22 protein-coding genes and 1 other RNA gene are annotated in these 21,717 nt (G+C 42.6%); 11 read left to right on the top strand and 12 right to left on the bottom strand.

Annotated elements, in window-relative coordinates:
• Positions 1-9 precede the first annotated feature (9 nt).
• The 6 genes from ABDD95_RS11625 (at position 10) to rplT (ending at position 4,483) form a co-directional block, all read left to right on the top strand.
• On the top strand, positions 10-738 hold the full coding sequence (locus ABDD95_RS11625) for a (Fe-S)-binding protein (RefSeq protein WP_345952060.1): 729 nt from the start codon (positions 10-12) through the stop codon (positions 736-738).
• A gap of 21 nt (positions 739-759) precedes the next feature.
• Entirely contained in the window at positions 760-1,140 is a 381-nt protein-coding gene (locus ABDD95_RS11620) for a hypothetical protein (protein WP_345952059.1), read from the top strand.
• 144 nt (positions 1,141-1,284) lie between these two features.
• Positions 1,285-3,210, top strand: coding sequence for a threonine--tRNA ligase (gene thrS, locus ABDD95_RS11615; RefSeq protein WP_345952058.1), 1,926 nt, complete (start codon positions 1,285-1,287; stop codon positions 3,208-3,210).
• Between the two features lies 1 nt (position 3,211).
• The gene (gene infC / locus ABDD95_RS11610; protein ID WP_345952057.1) at positions 3,212-3,781 is read left to right on the top strand and encodes a translation initiation factor IF-3; all 570 of its coding nucleotides are present in this window, start codon (positions 3,212-3,214) and stop codon (positions 3,779-3,781) included.
• Positions 3,782-3,855: 74 nt separating this feature from the next.
• Positions 3,856-4,056: a 50S ribosomal protein L35 gene (gene rpmI, locus ABDD95_RS11605; RefSeq protein ID WP_090525627.1), complete on the top strand. Its 201-nt coding sequence runs from the start codon at positions 3,856-3,858 to the stop codon at positions 4,054-4,056.
• Between the two features lie 79 nt (positions 4,057-4,135).
• Complete coding sequence (rplT, locus tag ABDD95_RS11600; RefSeq protein WP_345952056.1) at positions 4,136-4,483, top strand: 50S ribosomal protein L20; 348 nt, start codon at positions 4,136-4,138, stop codon at positions 4,481-4,483.
• Between the two features lie 205 nt (positions 4,484-4,688).
• Here the strand turns inward: rplT and ABDD95_RS11595 are convergent, their stop codons facing one another.
• Entirely contained in the window at positions 4,689-5,444 is a 756-nt protein-coding gene (locus ABDD95_RS11595; RefSeq protein ID WP_345952055.1) for an SRPBCC family protein, read from the bottom strand.
• Between the two features lie 169 nt (positions 5,445-5,613).
• Between ABDD95_RS11595 and ABDD95_RS11590 the strand changes: the two genes are divergently transcribed.
• Entirely contained in the window at positions 5,614-6,204 is a 591-nt protein-coding gene (locus ABDD95_RS11590; protein WP_345952054.1) for a DUF6580 family putative transport protein, read from the top strand.
• Positions 6,205-6,274: 70 nt separating this feature from the next.
• Here the strand turns inward: ABDD95_RS11590 and ABDD95_RS11585 are convergent, their stop codons facing one another.
• The 5 genes from ABDD95_RS11585 to ABDD95_RS11565 form a co-directional block, all read right to left on the bottom strand.
• Positions 6,275-7,240 carry a YpdA family putative bacillithiol disulfide reductase gene (locus ABDD95_RS11585; protein WP_345952053.1) on the bottom strand — a complete coding sequence of 322 codons (966 nt, stop codon included), beginning with the start codon at positions 7,238-7,240 and terminating at the stop codon, positions 6,275-6,277.
• 12 nt (positions 7,241-7,252) lie between these two features.
• Positions 7,253-7,531 (bottom strand): GNAT family N-acetyltransferase, encoded by a 279-nt coding sequence (locus ABDD95_RS11580; protein ID WP_345952052.1) that lies wholly within the window; start codon positions 7,529-7,531, stop codon positions 7,253-7,255.
• 101 nt (positions 7,532-7,632) lie between these two features.
• Positions 7,633-7,731: signal recognition particle sRNA small type (ffs, locus tag ABDD95_RS11575), an RNA gene on the bottom strand.
• A 213-nt stretch (positions 7,732-7,944) separates the two neighbouring features.
• Positions 7,945-8,505, bottom strand: coding sequence for a 2'-5' RNA ligase family protein (locus ABDD95_RS11570; RefSeq protein ID WP_345952051.1), 561 nt, complete (start codon positions 8,503-8,505; stop codon positions 7,945-7,947).
• Between the two features lie 35 nt (positions 8,506-8,540).
• Positions 8,541-9,077 carry a 2'-5' RNA ligase family protein gene (locus tag ABDD95_RS11565; protein ID WP_345952050.1) on the bottom strand — a complete coding sequence of 179 codons (537 nt, stop codon included), beginning with the start codon at positions 9,075-9,077 and terminating at the stop codon, positions 8,541-8,543.
• Between the two features lie 77 nt (positions 9,078-9,154).
• On the opposite strand from ABDD95_RS11565, the gene dinB reads away from it, so the two are divergent.
• Complete coding sequence (dinB, locus tag ABDD95_RS11560; RefSeq protein ID WP_345952049.1) at positions 9,155-10,336, top strand: DNA polymerase IV; 1,182 nt, start codon at positions 9,155-9,157, stop codon at positions 10,334-10,336.
• A gap of 179 nt (positions 10,337-10,515) precedes the next feature.
• On the opposite strand, the gene ABDD95_RS11555 is transcribed toward dinB, so the two are convergent.
• Both ABDD95_RS11555 and ABDD95_RS11550 read right to left on the bottom strand, forming a co-directional pair.
• A complete protein-coding gene (locus tag ABDD95_RS11555) occupies positions 10,516-11,610 on the bottom strand; it encodes an L-dopachrome tautomerase-related protein (protein ID WP_345952048.1) in 1,095 nt (364 codons plus the stop codon).
• A 215-nt stretch (positions 11,611-11,825) separates the two neighbouring features.
• The gene (locus ABDD95_RS11550) at positions 11,826-12,416 is read right to left on the bottom strand and encodes an acetate uptake transporter (RefSeq protein WP_345952047.1); all 591 of its coding nucleotides are present in this window, start codon (positions 12,414-12,416) and stop codon (positions 11,826-11,828) included.
• Between the two features lie 106 nt (positions 12,417-12,522).
• On the opposite strand from ABDD95_RS11550, the gene gpmA reads away from it, so the two are divergent.
• Positions 12,523-13,212, top strand: a complete 690-nt coding sequence (gpmA, locus tag ABDD95_RS11545) for a 2,3-diphosphoglycerate-dependent phosphoglycerate mutase (RefSeq protein ID WP_345952046.1) — start codon at positions 12,523-12,525, stop codon at positions 13,210-13,212.
• Positions 13,213-13,309: 97 nt separating this feature from the next.
• Here the strand turns inward: gpmA and ABDD95_RS11540 are convergent, their stop codons facing one another.
• The 4 genes from ABDD95_RS11540 to argB all read right to left on the bottom strand — a co-directional run bounded on the left by ABDD95_RS11540 (position 13,310) and on the right by argB (position 19,460).
• Positions 13,310-16,171 (bottom strand): prolyl oligopeptidase family serine peptidase, encoded by a 2,862-nt coding sequence (locus ABDD95_RS11540; RefSeq protein ID WP_345952045.1) that lies wholly within the window; start codon positions 16,169-16,171, stop codon positions 13,310-13,312.
• A 200-nt stretch (positions 16,172-16,371) separates the two neighbouring features.
• The gene (locus tag ABDD95_RS11535; RefSeq protein WP_345952044.1) at positions 16,372-17,745 is read right to left on the bottom strand and encodes an aspartate kinase; all 1,374 of its coding nucleotides are present in this window, start codon (positions 17,743-17,745) and stop codon (positions 16,372-16,374) included.
• 110 nt (positions 17,746-17,855) lie between these two features.
• Complete coding sequence (proC, locus tag ABDD95_RS11530; RefSeq protein ID WP_345952043.1) at positions 17,856-18,665, bottom strand: pyrroline-5-carboxylate reductase; 810 nt, start codon at positions 18,663-18,665, stop codon at positions 17,856-17,858.
• Positions 18,666-18,668: 3 nt separating this feature from the next.
• Positions 18,669-19,460 carry an acetylglutamate kinase gene (argB, locus tag ABDD95_RS11525; RefSeq protein ID WP_345952042.1) on the bottom strand — a complete coding sequence of 264 codons (792 nt, stop codon included), beginning with the start codon at positions 19,458-19,460 and terminating at the stop codon, positions 18,669-18,671.
• 166 nt (positions 19,461-19,626) lie between these two features.
• Between argB and ABDD95_RS11520 the strand changes: the two genes are divergently transcribed.
• The gene (locus ABDD95_RS11520; RefSeq protein ID WP_345952041.1) at positions 19,627-19,995 is read left to right on the top strand and encodes a BlaI/MecI/CopY family transcriptional regulator; all 369 of its coding nucleotides are present in this window, start codon (positions 19,627-19,629) and stop codon (positions 19,993-19,995) included.
• Positions 19,992-21,647 (top strand): M56 family metallopeptidase, encoded by a 1,656-nt coding sequence (locus tag ABDD95_RS11515; protein WP_345952040.1) that lies wholly within the window; start codon positions 19,992-19,994, stop codon positions 21,645-21,647. Before ABDD95_RS11520 ends, ABDD95_RS11515 begins: the two co-directional genes overlap by 4 nt.
• Positions 21,648-21,717 lie beyond the last annotated feature (70 nt).

Here is a 21,717-nt window from a genome sequence, read left to right as displayed (position 1 = left end):
TAAGCTATCATGAAGGTTGAATTATTTGTGCCGTGTTTTGTTGATCAGTTGTTCCCGGATACGGCTTTTAATACAGTTAAGGTTTTACAAAAGGCCGGATGCGAGGTGAACTTTAATGCCCAGCAAACCTGCTGTGGTCAGCCTGCTTTTAATGCCGGTTTTTGGGACGACGCTAAAGCCGTAGGCAGCAAGTTTTTAAATGATTTTAGTGAAGAAGATATCATCGTAACGCCTTCCGCCTCATGTACAGGCATGGTGCGCAATTATTACAATGATTTGTTTACCAATACCACCGCGCATAACAAATGCCGGGCTATACAAGGCAACATTTACGAATTATCTGATTTTCTGGTAAACATTCTGCAGGTTGATTATTTTGGTGCAGAACTGGAAGGCCGGGCCGTTTACCACGACAGCTGTAGCGGGCTGCGCGAGTGTAAAATTAAGGATGAGCCCCGTAAACTCTTATCTCAGGTGTACGGATTGGAGATGCTTGAACTGCATGGTAACGAAACCTGCTGCGGTTTTGGCGGCACGTTTGCCGTTAAGTTTGAGGCTATATCAAGCGCTATGGCGCAGCAAAAGGTAGATAACGCTTTAGCTGCCGGCGCTGATTACATTATTTCAACTGATGCATCCTGCTTATTGCATCTTCAAAATTATATTGACAAACAAAATCTGCCCATTAAAACTATCCATATAGCTGATGTACTAGCTAATGGGTGGGGGAATATTTAAGTTAGCTATTTACTGCATTAAATGGAATACAAGTTACAAACGAAGCTGGCCTATGTCTATGGTTTTTCCATATTACTTAACATTGTGCCATTTATACTTGATGGGTCTATTTCGTCAAAAGAGCTGCCATCAATGTTCACCATAATCATAGTTGGCTGCGCCATAACCAGTGCAATTTATCGCGGTTCAAGAACCGTTAAATGGCTTTTACTATTCTTTTCTGCATTCACATTGCTACCATTAGTGTGGATGCCGGAGGTTTTTAATCTGGCTTTTAAAAATATTACACTGTTTGTGAGGATGCTTTGTTTTGTAACCTCCGCTGGCATACAGCTTACTACCACAGTTATATTATTTGCTATTGCAGACAAGCGTTTAATTAAGTCATCAAATAGCAATTAGTTATTTTCAATAATAGCCAGTGTCATCCTTTCATATCAGGCTAACGATTTCATACAAATTATTCTATTTTTGCACCCAACTCATAAATCACTGTTGTAAGTGATTTTATATTTTTCATTTTAAGAACATAAATCATAGTTGTAGATGATTAAGATTACACTTCCTGATGGTTCCGTTCGTGAGTACGAAAAAGGAACTACCTCCATGCAAATTGCACAATCTATTTCAGAAGGATTAGCACGTAACGTTTTAGCTGCCGAGGTTGACGGCACCGTATGGGACGCCAACCGACCAATTGAGCAAGACGCAAAAGTTAAACTGCTTACCTGGAACGATGCTGATGGTAAATCAACTTTCTGGCATTCATCAGCCCACTTAATGGCCGAGGCTTTAGAAGCCTTGTATCCCGGAACCAAGTTTGGTATTGGTCCGGCTATCGAAACCGGTTTTTACTACGATGTTGACTTTGGCGACCGTACCTTCTCACAAGAGGAATTTAAAGCCGTTGAAGATAAAATGGTGGAGCTGGCTAAAGCAAAATCTGACTACGTGCGCAAGCCGGTTAGTAAAGCGGACGCTATTGAATACTTTACCGAAAAAGGCGACGAATACAAGCTTGACTTGATCAAAGACCTGCCCGACGGTTCTATAACTTTTTATAGCCAGGGCAACTTTACGGATTTATGTCGTGGTCCGCATATACCTAACACCGGTTTTGTAAAAGCGGTAAAGCTAATGAACGTGGCCGGTGCCTACTGGCGCGGCGATGAAACCCGCAAGCAGCTTACCCGTATATATGCCGTTACCTTTCCTAAACAAGGCGAGTTAACCGAATATTTGCGCGTACTGGAAGAAGCCAAGAAACGCGACCACCGTAAATTAGGTAAAGAACTGGAACTCTTTGCTTTTTCTGAAAAAGTGGGCATGGGCTTGCCTTTGTGGTTGCCTAAAGGTACTGCACTGCGCGAGCGCCTGGTTAACTTTATGCAGCGCGCACAAGTAGCTGCGGGTTATGAGCAGGTAATTACCCCGCACATCGGTCATAAAAACCTCTACGTAACATCGGGCCACTATGAAAAATATGGCAAGGATAGCTTTCAGCCTATTCAAACACCGCAGGAGGGAGAGGAGTTCTTTTTAAAACCGATGAACTGTCCGCACCATTGCGAGATATATAAAGTTAAACCACGTTCGTACAAAGATTTACCGGTACGTTTTGCCGAATTTGGTACCGTATACCGTTACGAGCAAAGCGGCGAATTACATGGCTTAACCCGTGTGCGTGGCTTTACACAGGATGACGCCCACTTATTTTGCCGTCCAGATCAGGTAAAAGAAGAATTTAAAAAGGTAATCGACCTGGTGTTGTACGTGTTTTCGGCCTTAGGTTTTGAAGATTATACGGCACAGGTGTCTCTGCGAGATCCGGAAAACAAAGCCAAGTACATTGGCACCGACGAGAATTGGGCTCTGGCAGAAAGCGCAATTATTGAAGCAGCTGCCGAAAAAGGTTTACCAACTGTAGTTGAATACGGCGAAGCGGCATTTTACGGCCCCAAGCTCGACTTTATGGTGAAAGATGCCCTGGGCCGTAAATGGCAGTTAGGTACTATACAGGTTGATTACAACCTGCCTGAGCGTTTTGAGCTGGAATATACCGGAAGCGATAACTTAAAACATCGTCCGGTAATGATTCACCGGGCGCCATTTGGTTCGTTAGAAAGGTTTGTAGCTGTTTTGATTGAACACTGTGCCGGCAACTTCCCGCTGTGGTTGTCGCCCGAGCAATATGTAATCCTGCCTATATCTGAAAAGTATGAGGATTATGCGAAAAAACTTTCACAAATGTTAAATAATTCCGATATTCGCGGGCTGATTGACTTCAGAGATGAGAAGATAGGCAGAAAGATACGTGATGCTGAAGTCAAAAAGATTCCATACATGCTTATAGTAGGCGAGAAGGAAGCTGCCGATGGCACGATTTCTGTTCGTAAGCACGGCGTGGGTGATTTGGGAAGTATAAGTATTGAAGATTTTAAACAACAATTAGTTAAAGAAATAACCATATAACTTGGCATTAGGAAGACCGAATTTCAACAGAGGGCCACGGCCTCCTTTCAAGAAAAAGGAAGCAGAGCACAATATTAATAACTTCATCAAAGCTCCCGAGGTTCGCCTTGTGGGAGATAACGTGGAGCAGGGTGTATACCCAACCCGCGAAGCTTTGGCTATAGCGCAAGAGCAGGAGCTGGATCTGGTTGAAATATCGCCTAATGCTGTTCCGCCTGTTTGCCGTGTGATTGACTATAATAAGTTTATCTACGAGCAAAAGAAAAAGCTAAAAGAGATCAAGAGCAACGCTAAGCAAACCGTAATTAAAGAGATACGTTTTGGCCCAAATACTGATGATCATGACTTTAATTTTAAGCTGAAGCATGCGATCAGCTTTTTAGAGGCTGGTGAAAAGGTTAGAGCTTACGTACACTTTAAAGGTCGTGCGATTGTTTACAAAGAGCAGGGTGAGATTTTATTGCTTAAATTTGCACAGGCTTTGGAAGAAGTTGGCAAGGTGGAGCAACTGCCCAAGCTTGAAGGTAAGCGTATGTTTTTGATAGTTGGCCCTAAAGCAGCCAAAAAATAGTTAACTGAAACCAGCCTTTGTGCTGTGTAAAGATAATACGCTGGTGAAGCGTAGAAATTAAATAAATAAGTGTTATGCCAAAAATGAAGACCAATTCCAGTGCTAAAAAGCGTTTTAAGCTTACTGGAACCGGTAAAATTGCCAGAAAAAACGCATACAAAAGCCACATCTTAACCAAGATGTCGACTAAACGTAAACGCGCCTTAGGTCAGACCAGTTTAGTATCTGATGCTGACATGGGTAACGTTAAACGTATGCTTTGTATCGGAAAGTAATTCATTAAATTTTTAACCAGGTATTCGAGTTCGTCAAGTTTCCGATTAATGGAACACTCACTACCAAAAGAGCAAAAAAATGCCACGTTCAGTTAACGCAGTTGCGTCGAGAAGACGCCGGAAAAAAATCATGAACCTTGCAAAAGGTTATTATGGTTCACGCAGCAAGGTTTACACCATTGCAAAAAACACAGTTGAAAAAGGTTTACAATACGCATACCGCGACCGTAAAACCAAAAAAAGAGAGTTTCGTGCTTTATGGATTCAGCGTATTAACGCTGGTGCCCGTCAGCATGGTATTTCTTACTCACAATTAATGGGTAAGTTAAACGCCAGCGAAATTGGCTTAAACCGTAAAGTATTAGCAGACTTAGCAATGAATCACCCAGAAGCTTTTAAAGCTGTGGTTGAGGCGGTTGTTAAATAAGCCAGACTCTTACATACAAGCAAACAAAAGAAGCCCTGCTCATCTGAGCAGGGCTTCTTTTGTTATTACTAACAGTATGGAGAGAGAGGCCGCAAAAAGTCCAGGTAACATAAACTGGCTTTGCATAATGGGCCAGTAAGGCGGAATTCGCACATAAAAAAAGCCATGTTCGTTAGATCATGGCTTTTTTTATGTTTACAAGCTGTTATAATACAGCGCTATTTGAATGGGGTTGATCAGCGCCCGTTCCAGCTAACGTGTTATCAGTGCTTTCAACATCCATATATTGTTTAAAGTTACGAACATCATCATCAACCATCTTTTTAAACAGAGGGTTGAGTGCGTGGCCGGCTACCGTACCTACGCCACCAGCAGGAGGAGTGTAGCTTATCACTACATCTACAATGGTGCCACTGCCGTCTTCTGTATCTTTAAAGCGTACTTTACCTGCGTTATCAATAGTTGAGCCTGGTAATGAACTCCAACCAATGGCGTAGCCTGGTTCGTCATTTACAATCTCAGCATCCCAGCTTACTTTAGCTACATTAGTAGGCAATTTTAGCACCCAGTGCGAGCGTTTGCTATCAATTACCTCTACTGTATCCAGGTGCTTCATAAATTTAGGCAGGTTATCTAACTGGCGCCAAAATTCGTATACTTCTTGTCTTGGTTTATTTATAGTAAATGATGAGCGGATGTTTACATTAACCGGCTCGGTGCTGTTTTTACCCATTTGGGTATATAACTCACAATGACCAGTGATGCCGCGGGTAATAAGGTAGCCGCCGGCACCAACTTTTAAGATGCTGGTAAACGGACTTGAAAAAACGTTTTTTAAGCCTGACAGTGAAATCTTTACGCCAGCGGCTATTGATATATAACGCTCGGGCCACTCCAGATTTATAGATCCTTTGGTTAAGCCTTCAAATAATGGTTTTTTTTCTAATGCATTAGTTGCCATAACATTGTTTTTTATAGGTACATGTTAAACACTGCGTTGTATGCTAAGTTTTGTTTATCTGAAATTAATGGAATTTAGCTTGTTTTGTGTAGTTTAAGAAAGCTACTTTGTAAACGGAACAGTCGTGGTACATAAATATTTCATAAATTTGCATCTACAACTTTAAAAAATGTCATTGCAAAAAGTAAAACTAAGCGTACCAGCTCTCATACTGGTAATTGTTGCATCTGTTATATCTACCGGCGCTATGCGTTTGGTGAGCTTCTATTTTCCGATGCTGAGCAATTTTACACCGATGGGTGCACTGGCTATATTTGGTGGCGCTTATTTTGCTGATAAATGGAAAGCTGCTTTGCTGACGGTAGTTACCCTTTTTTTAACAGATATATTTATTAACTATTTGTATACCTCTAAGCTAATTATTTGGTACGGCAATAGTGCTTTGTGGCTATATGGTAGTTTAATTATTATGATTTTTATCGGTAGCCTGATTAAGAAAGTAAACGTTACCAATGTGCTGTTAGCATCACTTGCAAGTGTGGCTATACACTGGTTGTTAACTGATATTGAGCCATGGTTGTACAGCAGCTATTATGATAAAGGACTTTTAGGTTACGGTGAGTCATTGCTAATGGCGCTGCCATTTGAGCGTAACATGCTGCTGGCTGATGCGATATTTGGCGCCATACTGTTTGGCGGTTTCGAGTTAATTAAAGCTAAGTTTGGCGCAGCCAAATATGGCAAGCAACTATCTGTGTAAGCAAAAACTAGCTTACGTATTCGGCCAGGGTATTATCTTGGATCAGCTCATACTGATATTCCACAAGATTTTAACGTTGTTGTTTTTCGACAATATCGCTCAAGATCATTTCCGCATGCACACGTGAGTTTTCAATGAACCACAAATGGGTATCTAAGCCACCGCAAACTACGCCTGCCAAATAAACGCCTGGCAAATTAGTTTCCATAGTTTCCGGATTATAATGTGGAATAAACTTGCCGTCGTCAGATAACTGTATTCCTATCTTTTTCAAGAAATCAAAGTTAGGCTTATAACCTGTCATGGCCATTACATAGTCATTTTGGATGGTAATAGTTCCACCCGGTGTTTCAATGTCCACTTCGTGCTCGCGGATTGCTTTTAGATTGGAATCAAAGTAAGCCTTAATACTGCCTTCTTCAATACGGTTCAAAATATCGGGTTTCACCCAGTACTTAACCCGCCGGCTAATCTCATTGCCCCGCACAACCATCGTTACTTCCGCACCTTTACGATAAGTTTCCAAAGCTACATCAACCGATGAGTTACTGGCGCCTACTACCACTACCTTTTGCATAGTAAAAAAGTGCGGGTCCTGATAATAATGCTTAACCTTAGGTAGGTTCTCGCCGGGTATGTCCAAATTAACCGCTATATCATAAAAGCCGGTGGCAATTATGATGTGTTGAGCCTGATAATTTCCCCTCGTGCTATTTACCGCATAACCGCCTTGAACGGCATCAACAGAAGTCACCTCTTCAAATAGTTGTAGTGGCAGGCTATTGCTAAGCGCTACCCGCCGGTAATACTCTAAAGCATCGGCTCTATTAGGCTTAACGTGAGTAGTGGCAAAGGGATATCCACCAATCTCCAGCTTTTCTGAAGTGGAAAAGAAGGTCATGGTAGAGGGGTAGTTATACAGCGAATTCACCAGCGTTCCTTTTTCGAGGATGATGAAGCTGAGGCCGGCTTTTTGGGCAGACAATCCGCAGGTTAAGCCGATGGGGCCGCCGCCAATAATAATGAGGTCAAGCATATTAAAATTTAATCAGGCCAGTACGTCTTGCAGTGCCTTGTTTCTGGCAAATACAGTTTTAGCAAAGGTACAAGATGGCACCACTTTTAGCTGATTTTGGCGGGCATAATTTGCTGCATATTCAATCAGTTCTTCGCCAAGCTTTTGGCCCTGAAATTCTGGGTCGACTTCGGTATGGTAAATTTCTATTTCACCGTCATTGATCATAAAGCGTACTTCACCTGCCGGCTTATTGTCTTTCTCGACAAAGAACAGGCCTTCGTCACCATCTATTTGTTGTTTGATTTGCATAACATATTTACAAACTAAACAAGCATTTCGCCAAAAGGATTACTTAAATGATGATTTATTGCAAGGGAAGGAGAGTCGTTTGGAAAAATTTAGGCACAAAAAATGGGTAAGCTACTTCTATCGCACCGCTCAACTCTCTACCCTTGCTGCGTTCCCACCCTGGGGGAGTTCAAGAGGAGCTGGTCGTAAAAGACTTACCCGCCACAAAAGTAGAAAAAATATCGATTTCTGTGCAACTAAATGTAAAGTTATGGTTAAGCAGCTGATGTTCAGCTATAAAAATCACCGTTAAACTCCGGTAGGGATTCCTTTTAACCGTCTCAGTGAATGGTTGCAGGCGTTAAACAAGTTGTGCCCTTTGTGAAACGAATAAGTTCCAACGTTTGCTCTAACATCCTGGTTACTGCCTATTGTCAGTACTGTGCTTTCAACTCATTTTTGAAATAGATTTCCTCCCGGATGTTATATTTAGCGTTAGGCTTAAATGTTTCTTTTTCTAAAATGGTGAGCCTGTTGGCCACAAAACTATCTTGATAGCGAACCTGGCGCAATTCCGGCCAAAGCTTATAAAAATCATTCACCGGAATATACCGAGTTACCGTAATGTGCGGTGTTAAAGGCCTTTTGCTGTTCAGTAGCTTTTTGAGTAGTGCAAACCAGTTGTCTGTTTTATAGGTAGGCTTAATGGCTGCATAAATAGTCATGTGCTCATTGCTGTGCATAAAAAAGTCAAAGCCGTTAATCTCCAGGCTAACCGGTGGAATGCTGTTTGCCTTGTTTTTAACGGTTTGCAGGTAAGAGTCAATAACATGCGGCTTTTGCCGTGTTATTTCGCAAATGCTAAGATGGGCAGTGGCTTTCATGCCCTGGTAATGGCCAATATATTCGCAGGCCTTCAGTTTGCAGTGCCTGATCTGCTCTTTTACCGCGTCCGACGGCTGCAGTAAGAAAAGATAATCATAATATCCTTCCATGTTAGATGTGGTTTATATTAATGAATCGTAATAATTTATTGATTGAAACAACGTGTTTTATGAGGCTTCCAATGGGAGTTATGATCGAAAGTATCTCTTACCAACACGGTAATACCGTTTGGAGTAAAGCTTTCATTGATTTTAAAATCTTTAAATAAGCGAAAGATGGAATGACGTTGTTCGAGTTGTAATCCTCTGGCAATGGTAATATGAGGCGTTCTCTTATTATGCCTTATCGCATTATACAACTCATTGAACCACTTATTAATTGTTGATGTTTCTTCTAGAGGAATAAAGACGGTATAGGGAAATTTTTCACTAAAAGAATTTAACCCGCCAGCTACCAAGGTCTGTGGTCGTATTGCTCTAACATATTTCTCATTTACTGAGATTAGGTGGTCAATCAAATATGGAGATAGGTTTGCAGCGTCCCATAAGGTTATATGGGCTTTAGAATACCTGCTTTCATATGAGCCGATAGTGTTCGCAACTTCAGTTTTCATTGCAGCAACCTTCTGTGTTAATGTATCTGAAGGTTCCAGGATAAATAAGACGTCTTTATTTTTTAACATGTTGTGTTTTCTGACCCAAACAAAAATGCTAATAAAATTAGTAATTTGTGATTTCTTTTTTCCACATTTGTAGCGTGATGTCCAAGAGATATATTGTACATATCGATCTCGATTCGTTCTTTGTGTCGGTGGAACGGCGATTAAATCCGGCGTTGATAGGTAAGCCGGTAATTATCGGCGGTTCAAAAGACAGGGGAGTGGTGGCTTCTTGTAGTTACGAGGCGCGGGCGTTTGGCATTCACTCGGCCATGCCCAGCCGGCAGGCTTATAAGCTTTGTCCGCATGCTATTTTTTTGCATGGCAGTCATGGGCGGTATTCCGAAGCATCGCGCGAGGTAACACAAATTATTCATGATACGGTACCACTTTATCAGAAAACTTCGGTTGATGAGTTTTACATTGACCTCACTGGTATGGACCGTTATTATGATCCTTACCAAATGGCGACTGACTTGCGCCAGCGAATTATGACAGAAACCGGTTTGCCTATTTCTTTTGGCATGGCATCCTGCAAAACGGTAGCTAAAATGGCCACTAATCAGGCTAAGCCAAACGGACAACTGTTAATTGAACACGGCCGCGAAAAGGAATTTATGGCGCCGCTCAACATTAGTAAGATACCCATGCTGGGTGATAAAACCTGCGAAAAGCTATATCAATACGGTATTGAAAAGATTGGAGATTTACAACGTGTAAATCCGCGCTTTTTGGAGAGCATATTTGGTAGGGCAGGCAAATACATTTGGGAGAAAGCCAATGGTATTGATGACAGCGAAATTATACCTTACAGCGAACGCAAGTCCATTTCAACAGAACACACTTTTCATCAGGACACGGCCAACAGGCACGAGCTGGAAACGCTGCTGGTGTCGATGACTGAGGAGCTGGCTTTTAAATTACGCAGCGAAAGTAAGCTGGCTTCGTGCCTGGCTATCAAGATACGCTACGCTAATTTTGAGACGCATACCTTGCAGGAGAAGATTGCGCTAACCTCAGCCGAGCATATCTTAATTCCGGGTATAAAAAACCTTCTTAAACGTGCCTGGAACCAGCACAGGCCCATACGCTTAATAGGTGTAAAGCTTAGCCAGCTTTGTACAGGCAGCTATCAAATTAATTTGTTTGAGGATAATGAGGAACAAATAAAGCTCTATAAAGCCATGGATAACATCAACTTTAAGTATGGCAATAAAACCGTTTGCCGTGCCGCCGGCATGGAAATAGGCCAACGGAATTTTAACCCTTTCCATGCGGGTTAAACTATGGGGAATTGAGCCGGGAAGCAAATGAATTACAAAAAGTGTCATCTCGAACTACAATCAGAGATTTTTTCAAATTGACAAGCTAGTCGCATGGAAAAGATTTCTTGCTGTAGCTCGAAATGACAAGGGATGACCTTAAATGGCTTTTGCTTCTAACGCTATATTCTATACGCTCCTTACGGTAGCTTTACTTTAAACACCCGGTACGGCTCTGTGCGCTTGTTTACGCCGTTATTAAAATCGGGCTGCTTTTGAATTTGTGAGGTAGTGATGTATAGGTAACCATCGTTTGATACGGAATAAGTATCTGGCCAGATCAGGCTTTTGCTTTTAAACCAGGTGCGTGCTTTTAAATCGGGAGATATTTGTATCATGCGATAATTGACCATATCGCCCAGGTAAAGGTTACCTTTCTTATCAAAAATCATGGCATCGGTGCTCGCTATTTCTCCCAGGTATTTTACCTCGCCGCCTAACTGCTGAGGCGTTAACTTTTCGTTTAACAGCGAAGCAGTTTTGATACGGTAAAGCTTTTTATCATTAATAGCTTTATAATAGAGCCATTCGCGGTCTGGACTCAGGGCAATACCATCCGAATTAAATACAGCCGGTTGTCCCTGCTTCATTAACTGTTTGCCATCAATCACAAATTTATAATTTGGATCAGGCCGTACCGATTTGTGGCTTTGCAACACCTGGCGCGATTTGCCTGTTTTAAGATCCAGTATCACAATACCGCCTGTACCCGAGTTGGTAAGATAAGCCATTTGCTTTTGGGTATCTACGCGTATATCGTTTAAGTAACTGCTGTTATCTATAGTGCCGGTAAAACGGTATACCTTTTCAATTTTATTGGTGTTTAAGTTAAACTTCACCACTTTGGCACTGTTGCCTACCACCTTGGCCAGCATAGGTGCTGCAGGGTCAACAATGTAAAGATAATCCTGATCGTCTACATAAGCGGTTTGCACACAAACCCATTTGTTCATGCCATCCTCACCTGGCTGCCAGCTGTTGGTGGCTGCATCAGGAAAAGGTTTTGCGGTGCCGTTGGGCATCACCTCAACCACGGCGTATTTATAGGTTTTAGACCAGCGCGGGTAGGTAACAAACAGTCGGTTTTTGGCAGATATGGCTACGCCTGTAAATTGATAAGTATTATCAGAATATACCTGCTGCAGTTTAGGCTGCTGTGCATAGCTGGTTGATGCGATAGCTACCATCCCGGTAACCATGGCAAAGTTCATAAGGCAGATGAGTAACTTTTTCATAAAACCTTAACCCAACTCATAAGATAAATGTTTAGGTGTCAGTTAATATTAACTGTATCAGTTTAAGATTTCCTCAATTATACTGACATAAGAAAGCCGGACTGGTATTTATTCCAATCCGGCCTTCGTAGTGTGCTAAGTTTCGCAATTATTCGCTCAACTGGCGTCCACATCAATTCGATATGTTTACCTAAACTAGTGTTTATGAAATTGTGTTAAGCATTAACCGGACCAATAGGCAACACAGTTTTGCCATACACCTCGTTTAAAACACCGGCAATACCCGTATAAATGGCAGAGGCGCCACATACAATGCCTTCGTACCCAGCCAGGTGCTTAATGCCTGCATCGCCAGAGGCGTCACCCCAAACAAGCAGTGCAAACAAAATGGTTAGTGAAGCAAAAACAAATTGTAGTGCACGGTTAAGTCGCAAGGTGCCAAAAAACAAGCAAAAGGTAAAGATGCCCCATATGCTTAAGTAAGCCACCATTGATCCGTTGCTGGCGGGCTCGGCCCAACCCAGTTTAGGCATAACCAGCAAACCAACTAATGACAGCCAGAAAAAGCCATAAGAGGTGAAGGCCGTTAAGCCAAACGTATTGTTCTTTTTGGCCTCAATTATTCCGGCAATTACCTGGGCTATTCCGCCGTAAAATATGCCCATTCCCAGTATCATGGAACTAAGCTCGGTAAAGCCGGCATTGTGAATGTTAAGAAGAACAGTGGTTAAGCCAAAGGCGCAAAGACCAAGCGGTGCCGGATTGGCTATGCCATCCTTTACCACTACAGGGGTAGTTGGAATCATAAAATATAGGTTTATTATGGGTTAGTATGCGCAATATAAATCATTCATCATCAATACGCAAAAAATATAAACCGATAGTTAGCTTTGCTGTTGAATAGCTAATTATATGCAAAAACTTGTTTTACTGCGCCACGGCGAAAGTATTTGGAACCAGGAGAACCGTTTTACCGGGTGGACGGATGTAGACTTATCTGCCAATGGCATAGAACAAGCCAGGCATGCCGGGCAACTGCTTAAAAAGCATGGCTACACTTTTGATGCCGGTTTTACATCGGTACTCAAACGCTCAATCAAAACGCTGCATATTGTGCTCGAAGAACTGGATATGCTGTGGATACCGGTGCAAAAATCATGGCGGCTTAACGAACGTTTTTACGGTGCTTTACAGGGTTTAAGTAAGCAGGAAACCATTGATCAATATGGCGAGGAGCAGGTACACAAGTGGCGACGCGACCCTAAAGAGCACCCGCCTGCTATTACCGAAGATGATGACCGCTTCCCCGGCCATTACCTGCGCTATAACGATTTGACTTACCGGGAGCTTCCCCTTACCGAGAACCTGAGCGAAACCATGACGCGCGCGCTACCGTTTTGGCATGAAAGCATTGTGCCGGCGCTGCGCCAAAACCAAAAAGTAGTTATTTGTGCACACGGCAACAGCTTACGTGCACTGGTACAGTATATTGATAACCTGAGTGACGAGGAAGTTGCCCAGCTGGATATTCCTACTGCTACCCCCTGGGTTTACGAGTTAGATGATAGGTTAAACCAGATCAGGCATTACTACTTGGAGTAAAGTTTACTAAATGCTAGCCAAAGTAGTAGAAGTAAAAAGGGTGCTTAGAAAGTCTAAGCACCCTTTTAAGGATTAACCGTAGTACTTAACCCTTAAATTATCTACTGCCATCGCTTAAGGCCAAACCCCAGTCTTTGCCTTTATCAACAGCTGGTACGCCTTTGTCCATCCATACGGGCAGTGGTGCGCCTTTCAGGAAGTGGTCAAAAAATTGCGCTTCGCGGATGGTGATGTCTTTGCGGTTGCGGCGCTGCACCAGGTTATGTGCTTCATCGTTGTACTGCAATAGCCAAACCGGTTTATTTAACCGGCGCAGTGCGGTAAACATTTCAATACCCTGATACCATGGCACGGCTCCGTCTGCATCGTTAGACATTACCACAACAGGGGTTTTAACCTTAGGGAACTGGAATATTGGCGAATTTTCCATATAAAGTTCAGGTTTTTCCCACAATGTAGCACCAATACGGCTTTGCGTTTTTTCGTACTGGAACTGGCGATTTACACCGCTTTCCCAACGTATACCGCCATAAGCAGAGGTCATGTTAGCAACCGGTGCGCCAGCCCATGCGGCTGCATACATATCGGTTTGGGTAATGAGATAAGCCACTTGGTAACCACCCCAGCTTTGGCCTTGTATTCCAATGTGTTTTCCGTCAACCCAAGGGTTTTTCTTTAGCGCTTCAACACCCGAATTCACAAACTCAACTGCCGATGGGCCGGGGTGACCAATCTCGTAGCTAATATCAGGCGTAAAAACCAGGTAACCATTGCTGGCAAAATAGGAGATAGGCAAGCGTGAAGGCGTAGGTGCCGGCGACTGATAATTATAGAGCGTTTCTGAAACCTTTTCATAAAAATACACCAGCATTGGGTATTTCTTATTCGGGTCAAAGTTTTCGGGCTTGTACAATATGCCTTTAGATTTGTAGCCCTTTGGCGTGGTCCATTCTACCAACGCGGCAGTAAACCAGTTGTATTGTGATTGCTGCGGATTAATAGCGCTGAGCTTGGTTTCTTTCTTTAAATCGGTAGACACATACAAATCGGGCGATTTATCGAAGCTTTGTTTGGTATAAATATATACGTCGGCGTTTTTAGCTTTGGTTAAGGTACTGTAGCTATATGGCGCAGTCACCATTTTTTCGGGCGCTTTTGACGAGCCGAACGCCTGTTTGTAATAGCCCCATTGCTTGGTATCCTCATTTTGCGTAAGCAACCACAAAGGTTTTTTGGTGGAGATGTAGCGGTCATCATCATCCACGCTACCACCGCCAAATAATGCTGCAAAGCGGCCGCCACCCGGCATAGGATAACGGAAAATTAAATGGTTTTTACGCCCAGCACCTTTAGTGAAATTTACAGCCTTGCCAGTTTCAGGATCTATGCTCCAAATGTCGTAACGGTCATAAATCAGCACGTTCTTATCATCTGCAGTCCAGCCGGCTAAGCCGTACGGGTTTGGATCATCGGGCACGTCGTTATCCTCTTCGCCCAGTTTAACGCCGGTGGCTTTAGTAAGGTTTGCTTTTTTACCGGTAGCCAGGCTGTAGCTAAAATAGTTCTGATCTTTAGCATCAAACCAAATTACATATTTACCGCCTGTACTGAACAGGTAGCGTGCTTTTGTACGGGGGATAATTCTTTTACGTTCGCCGGTTTGGGTGTTTATTAAATAAGCTTCCTGGTTACCACTGCCTTCCCACTGGGCTTGCACCCTTGAGCCGGTATCGGTAGTGCCTAATACATATTTTGAGTCGTTGCCCATGGGCTGCGATATGTTCTCAATATATTTATCGGCCAGTTGAACCATTTTAGCGTTAGCCTCAGCCGGATGAATAACGGCCAGATAGCTGCGGCGCAAATCGCGTTGCAGGGTTTTAAGCTGTTGAGGTTGCAGATATTCGTCTTTGTAATTCCAGATGTCCAATTTGGCAGTTTCAAACTCAACAAGCGTGGTATCGGCAGGTTTAGGGATAGGAGCAGTGCCAAAGAATAAGTTGTTACCACTTTTGCTGAAATACACACGGCCATCTCCACTAACCGACCATTTAGGCGTAATACCCGCCATAGCCGGACCAGCAATTGCCGTAGCGCTATCTTTAGATGTATTGTAATAGTATAACTTAAAAGGTTTAACCTGTGCTTTCTCCGGGTTTTTTTCGGCTGTAAAAGCCAGCTGTTTGCCGGTCTCATCAAAAGCCAGGTTGCGGTAAGTGCCCCGGCCGCTGCTGATAGGTTTTATGGCATCTTTTTCAATATCGTAAAAATACACGCCCGATTGCACATCTTTAGAACGGCGGGGGGCAGTTACGGCGTAAGCCATAAACTTGCCATCCTTACTCAGCTGGTACTCGGTTACATATTTAAAGGTGCGTTGCTTGCCTTTAAGCAGTTGTTTGATGGTAAGGTCTGCACCTTCGCGGGTTGGAGGAGCAATGGTAGTAGCTACCGCACGACGGGATGTATCGCCAGCGGCCGGCTTCCGAACTGTGTCAGAAGGAGCCAGGTAAGCAATAACTGCGGCTTTATCGGCTATCTTAAATGAGCGCACGCCGGGTACTTTGGTTATGGTTGTACCGCCCAAGGTAAGCAGGCCTAAAGTGTCTTTAGGCATTTCATCAGGGCGTTTCTTTTTAATGCGGGCCATGCGGGTGGCGGCATAAAATGGCCTTATCAGAAAAACTGCGTATTTAGAGTCGGCGGTAAAGCGGGCGGTATCTGCACGCGGTATGGTGATTTTTCCGGCATTTTTAACGGTGGTGATTACCATGTTGGCATCGCCTTGCTGCGGTCTAACCACATAAACCACCCATTTACCATCGTTACTAATGTTTTGGTTGGCAACACTCTGCCAACTATCATACACCGAATGGTCGAGCGGCTTTTTAGCTGCCTGCTGAGCAAAAACGCTCATGCTGGCTGCCGAAAATAGGCCTAAAAGTAAAATTTTACGCATTTCAAGTTGAGTTTTCGTTAAAGTCAACCTAAAATGCGTAAAAATAGGTGGGAATAAAAGCGGGTTATGAAAAAGTTACAATGCAATTTTCATTAACCATTAAAATGAAATATCTGTAGATACAACATGGTTAATTCCATATGCGAAATTCACTTTTATGAAAGTTTTCCTCCTAAAACTAATTTGCCCGCGCGGCGGCATTACATGCCTTTGTTCAGGGCTATAACAGCAGTATCAAAGTCCTGACGATCTACCAGGAACTGGATGTTTACCTGGCGCAAGGCAAAGCCAGCACTTTTTATGTTAATGTCTGCACCCGCCAAGGCCTGCGCTGCCCGGGCCAGTAAGCCTGGCTGATCCATATTTGAACTGATTAGACATACCATAGCAACCTTTTCGGCGGTTACTTTCTCAAATTTCGATTGTAGTTCGTCGAACAGTTCACTGGTATAATCTTTTTCCCAAATAACAATGGAGATACTGTTAGCACTGGTGGCTTTAAAGTTGTAGCTTACATTATGGTTTGCAAAAATCTGCATAATCTGCAAATCCGTACCTACGTTGCCTACCATCAGCGGGTCGTAAATATCTACCATTACCAGTTTGTTGGTACCGGTAATCACCTCCACTTTTTTCTCTGGAGAAACATACTCGCGAGTAATTAATGTGCCCGGGTGTTCGGGCTCAAAAGTGTTTTTAATACGTAGGTTTATGTCGTTAATTTCTAAGGGTTTAGATGCCTTTGGGTGAATTGCTTCCATGCCTACATCAGCCAGTTGATCAGCTACGTCATAGTTGGTAAAACCTACCGGCATGCAATTGTCAACGCCTACTAAAACCGGATCGGCCGAGCATAGGTGATACTCCTTGTGTATGATAGCTTCTTCAGGTTTTACCGCAACAGCTATTTTGCTAAAGGTAACTTCCGAGTAGCCACGGTCAAACTCACGCATAATGCCCTCGGTACCTTTAGTGTACCCGGTTGCAATGCAAATAGTACTGGCAAAATCAATGTCCTTAAAAGCGTGTTTAATGCGCTGATCTATAGTATAAGGCTCGTGATCATGAAAGCCGCTTAAATCTACTAGCGTAGCATTAATGCCCATGTTTTGCAGAATGTTAGTAAAAACATAAGCCGAGTGTGTTTCGCCTATAGAAGCAAGGATTTCTCGTGCAGCTTGCAAAATGCCCTCCGTGCTTACATAACCTGAGGCCAAGATGCCAACCAAATTATTTAAAAAGCCTTCGGCGTGTCTAATGTGCTTTTCAATAAACTCATCCGCTTCGGTTAGATTAAGGCCGAGCGGCTCATATTGCTTATTCAGCTGCTTAAGCTTCACAATTAATTGCTCTAACGCTTGTTGAAAATCTTGGTGTTTGGCAATCAAATGATATACACCGGGTTCGCCCGTCTTTTTGTTTTCTAAAAGCACATTAGTAACACCCGAAAATGCTGATACCACAAATATGCGGTTATAAAGTTGGTTACCGGTACGGTTATACAGGATGATGTTTTGAATTACATCGCCCAAGGCACTCATAGAGGTGCCGCCTATTTTTTCTACAGTTAACATGAATGAGTAATACGTTACAGAGCCTTTAAAGTAAAACTTACCGGCTCACGAATTGAAAAATTAATCTGCCTAATATAGACAATTGTTCATCCTTACGGACTTACCGAGTGTTACTCAGTCTTATATAACGCGCCCGCTTTTTCGGCCGAGAGTTTAATACCCTTAATTAAAGCGGAGCTAAAGCCGTGGTGCTCCATCTCGTTTAATCCAGCTATGGTACAACCCTTTGGCGAAGTCACCTTGTCAATTTCCTGCTCGGGGTGTGAGGCTAGTTGCAATAATAAATCTGCAGCTCCCTTAGCCGTCTGCGCTGCCATCTTTAAAGCATCATGGGCATGAAAACCGATTTCGGTGCCACCCTGTGAAGCCGCGCGTATGGAGCGTAAAAAGAAAGCAATGCCGCAAGCACATAAGGCAGTAGCCGAGGTCATCAACTCTTCGTTAATCTGTACGGTGATGCCAACGGTATCAAAAATAGATTTCACCAGCTGCAGGCTCTCGGTTGTGGCTGTATCTGTTGCAATACAGGTCATGGAATGGCCTATTGCAATGGCTGTGTTGGGCATGGCCCTAACCACTTGTACATCCAGCCCTAATTGTTTACGGATATCCTCACAGCTCACGCCAGATACAACAGATATAAATAGCTGTTTTTCAATGCTGATAGCTGGCTTTATTTCATCTAACAATTTATTTAGCTGTTGTGGTAAAATAGCTAATACTACAATATTAGCCTCGCTTACCGCCCGTGCGTTATCGGCTGTTGTATCCAAACCTGCCTCGGCTAAGCTGGCCAGCGCGGCTACATTACGGCGGGTTAAAACGATTTGTTCGGGTTCGTATTTATTTGCCTTAATTAATCCTTTAGCTAATGACAGGCCAATGTTACCGCTGCCTAAAATGGCAATTTTATTATTCATGATCTATTTACTTAATCGTGTACCAAAAGGTTCGTTTTGTTGAAGCTTGTTCAGTTCGTCTGCCTTGCCAATAACCACGGCTTTTACACCACAAGCAATTGCCGTAAATGCATTGTCCAGTTTGGGTAGCATACCACTATGAATAATTTGCTCTTTTTTCAGTTCTTCATAGCGTACAGGGTCAATATCGCGTATCAGTGAATCCTCATCATTGATATCTTGTAATACGCCTTTCTTTTCGAAGCAGTAAATTAAAGTGGTTTCATAGTGGGCTGCCATTGCAACTGCCAGGGCCGACGCTATAGTATCTGCATTTGTATTTAGCATCTGGCCATCCCCATCGTGCGTTAAAGCGCAAAAGGTAGGGGTAAAGCCGGCTTCCAATAAATTACTCAGGTTTTGAGCATTAACCGAATTTTCATTTAAATCGCCTACAAAGCCGTAGTCAATTGTTTTTACCGGCCGTTTTACCGCTCTGATAAAGTCACCATCGGCACCTGTTAAGCCTATGGCATTGGTGCCAAAACGTTGTAGTTGTGCTACTATATTTTTGTTAATTAAACCAGCATAAACCATGGTAACCACGCGCAGCGTTTCTATGTCTGTTATACGGCGGCCATCAACCAATTGGGCTTCTATGCCCATTTGTTCTGATATTTGAGTAGCTATTTTGCCGCCTCCATGCACTAATATCTTATAACCGTCAAGAGCCGTAAAGTCCTTCAGAAAGTGATAGAGATTTTCAGAATTATCAATGACGTTGCCGCCTATTTTAATTACGTACAGAGGTTTCATAATGCCTTACCCAATCCAAATTATTGAACGGCGGCTATTATAGGCAAATTTTTATAGAATCTGATAAATATCTATTAAAATGATAGACAAAGACAACAACTTATGTTTCAGTTTTAAAACTGAAACATAAGTTGCATAACTAAAAAATAAGTTATAGATTTGAGTTATGGAAGAGCTAACCCGTACCGAAGAGCGTGTAATGCAGATTTTATGGAAGCTGAAGAAGGCTTTTGTAAAGGATATAATTGAGGCCATGCCTGATGATCCCAAGCCACCGTACAACACTATATCTTCGGTTGTAAGGCTGTTGGAGAAAAAGAACTACGCGGGGTATAAGGCTTATGGCAAAACCTACGAATATTTTCCGCTTATCTCCAAAGCCGATTACCGTAAAACCTTTTTTAAAAAGATGTTTACCAATTACTTTGATAGCTCTGTAGAAAGCCTTTTGTCATTTATGGTAAAAGAAGAGAAGATGAGTGATGAGGATATAGAAAAGCTTAAGGACTTGATCAGCAAAAACTCAAAGAAATGAAGACTGTCATTTATCTGTTGGAGGCATCGGCCTGTACCGGCCTTTTCTATAGCTTTTATTTTTTGTTTCTGCGCAGGTTAACATTCTTCACCCTCAACCGCTGGTATTTGCTGGTAACGCTGCTGCTTAGTTTTGTGATACCTAAACTACAAATGCCGGTAGAGGCACCCAATGCTAATGTATTAAAGCCGGTTATGTACATACAACAGATGCAACGGCTGGAAGTGAACTCTTTGCATATAAATCACAAGGTGGTTTATGAACCGGGTGTTGCCTGGGTTAAGGTAATTAAAGCCTTATACTTTACAGGAGCCTTGCTATTATCTATAAAATTAATGATTGTGCTTGTAATATTTTGCCGTAAACTAAATGGTAAAAGGCTGGCGCAACTAGGGTTTGTAACTGTAATGAAGGGAGATAAAAGTTTTGGTAACAGCTCGTTTTTAAATGTAGTGTTTATAAACGATGAGGAGCTGGATGCCAATGAGGTAAGGCAAATTCTTTCGCACGAATTACTGCATGTTAAATTGCTGCACTCTGTAGACAGAATTATTGCCTGGCTGGCAAGGATTGTATTGTGGTTTAATCCGTTTGTATACGGCTACCTCCGCTCCATAGAAGAAAACCATGAGTTTGAGGTTGACCGTATTGCTGCAGGTAATGATGAAAAGGGTAAGTATGCTTCACTGCTGCTTAAATTAACGGTAGCAAACCAGGCAACCATTTTTCAGGGCTTTAGTAAAGCGCCGCTTAAGAAACGGATATACATGCTGTTTAACCAACCCACATCCAATATGAAAAAAGTGATTTACGTGCTTGTGCTACCTATGGTAGTGATAAGCTGCCTTGCCTTTGCAAGATTTGAACATGTACAAGTTAACCATAAACTGAATCTAAAGCTAAGCGATGGAAAGCGTTTACGTCCCGACTCCGTTAATCCTTACCGACAAAAGGTTAAGAGAACACTTGGGCAGATCAAAGGCCATGCAGCCTTTATTGCCTGGACCAAATCTGCCGACTACCAGGCAAAAGTGAGAGCGGCTGAAAAATTAAAGAATGAAATCGGAACCTTTAAGGTAGTTGGCAGTATTACCAGCGATAACGTATTTATAAAACAAGGCACCTTAATACAGCGTGACGGAAACAATTATATTTTGGGAGATAATTTTGGTCGGGACAAAGATGTGCATGCCTTACTGAAGCCGGGTGATGTAATAGATATAAAGCCTTCATCTATACTGTACGGTAAAAACGGTCCGCTTGTTATTCAAGCCAGCTTTATTAAACGGGACAATGTAATCATATATGAGGCAAAGCCTGAACCTGCCCCTGACTACGCATTTTTGTACGAAGCCAACCGTGTACGCTTTGCCGATGGCATTTTAACCAACGTTGATAGGTACTCTAACGGCAAATGGAAAACTGCAATCATTGCAGTAAACGGTTATCAAATCAAATTCAACGTTAAGCCATCGGCCCCAGAGTTTGACGATATAGCACAAGGTGATCATGTGCGTTTCAGGTTTGTGCACGAGGTGAAAACCGGTACAAAAGAGTACACTGTGAATGATTGGATATCAATAAGCGCAGATGTGAAAGACTATGGTATTAAGAATCCCGATTTCTTTTTTAAGTTTTATGAAAAGATTTAAACAAAAAGCGATGGTTACCATCGCTTTTTGTTTTTAAGCGGCACGTTAGCTATCATTGCGCATCACAGTT

This window comes from Mucilaginibacter sp. PAMB04274 (assembly GCF_039634385.2).
Lineage (GTDB): Bacteria > Bacteroidota > Bacteroidia > Sphingobacteriales > Sphingobacteriaceae > Mucilaginibacter.
Note: the sequence above shows the minus strand (reverse complement) of the source record. Positions and strands in the feature narration are given on the sequence as shown.

Coding starts and splice junctions, on each gene's coding strand:
- ABDD95_RS11515 (WP_345952040.1), top strand. CDS start 19,992: ATGAAGACTGTCATTTATCTGTTGGAGGCATCGGCCTGTACCGGCCTT.
- argB (WP_345952042.1), bottom strand. CDS start 19,460: ATGAAACCTCTGTACGTAATTAAAATAGGCGGCAACGTCATTGATAAT.
- ABDD95_RS11565 (WP_345952050.1), bottom strand. CDS start 9,077: ATGTTAAAAAATAAAGACGTCTTATTTATCCTGGAACCTTCAGATACA.
- ABDD95_RS11570 (WP_345952051.1), bottom strand. CDS start 8,505: ATGGAAGGATATTATGATTATCTTTTCTTACTGCAGCCGTCGGACGCG.
- ABDD95_RS11555 (WP_345952048.1), bottom strand. CDS start 11,610: ATGAAAAAGTTACTCATCTGCCTTATGAACTTTGCCATGGTTACCGGG.
- proC (WP_345952043.1), bottom strand. CDS start 18,665: ATGAATAATAAAATTGCCATTTTAGGCAGCGGTAACATTGGCCTGTCA.
- rpmI (WP_090525627.1), top strand. CDS start 3,856: ATGCCAAAAATGAAGACCAATTCCAGTGCTAAAAAGCGTTTTAAGCTT.
- ABDD95_RS11620 (WP_345952059.1), top strand. CDS start 760: ATGGAATACAAGTTACAAACGAAGCTGGCCTATGTCTATGGTTTTTCC.
- ABDD95_RS11520 (WP_345952041.1), top strand. CDS start 19,627: ATGGAAGAGCTAACCCGTACCGAAGAGCGTGTAATGCAGATTTTATGG.
- ABDD95_RS11595 (WP_345952055.1), bottom strand. CDS start 5,444: ATGGCAACTAATGCATTAGAAAAAAAACCATTATTTGAAGGCTTAACC.
- ABDD95_RS11590 (WP_345952054.1), top strand. CDS start 5,614: ATGTCATTGCAAAAAGTAAAACTAAGCGTACCAGCTCTCATACTGGTA.
- ABDD95_RS11540 (WP_345952045.1), bottom strand. CDS start 16,171: ATGCGTAAAATTTTACTTTTAGGCCTATTTTCGGCAGCCAGCATGAGC.
- ABDD95_RS11625 (WP_345952060.1), top strand. CDS start 10: ATGAAGGTTGAATTATTTGTGCCGTGTTTTGTTGATCAGTTGTTCCCG.
- ABDD95_RS11535 (WP_345952044.1), bottom strand. CDS start 17,745: ATGTTAACTGTAGAAAAAATAGGCGGCACCTCTATGAGTGCCTTGGGC.
- rplT (WP_345952056.1), top strand. CDS start 4,136: ATGCCACGTTCAGTTAACGCAGTTGCGTCGAGAAGACGCCGGAAAAAA.
- ABDD95_RS11550 (WP_345952047.1), bottom strand. CDS start 12,416: ATGATTCCAACTACCCCTGTAGTGGTAAAGGATGGCATAGCCAATCCG.
- ABDD95_RS11580 (WP_345952052.1), bottom strand. CDS start 7,531: ATGCAAATCAAACAACAAATAGATGGTGACGAAGGCCTGTTCTTTGTC.
- ABDD95_RS11585 (WP_345952053.1), bottom strand. CDS start 7,240: ATGCTTGACCTCATTATTATTGGCGGCGGCCCCATCGGCTTAACCTGC.
- dinB (WP_345952049.1), top strand. CDS start 9,155: ATGTCCAAGAGATATATTGTACATATCGATCTCGATTCGTTCTTTGTG.
- gpmA (WP_345952046.1), top strand. CDS start 12,523: ATGCAAAAACTTGTTTTACTGCGCCACGGCGAAAGTATTTGGAACCAG.
- thrS (WP_345952058.1), top strand. CDS start 1,285: ATGATTAAGATTACACTTCCTGATGGTTCCGTTCGTGAGTACGAAAAA.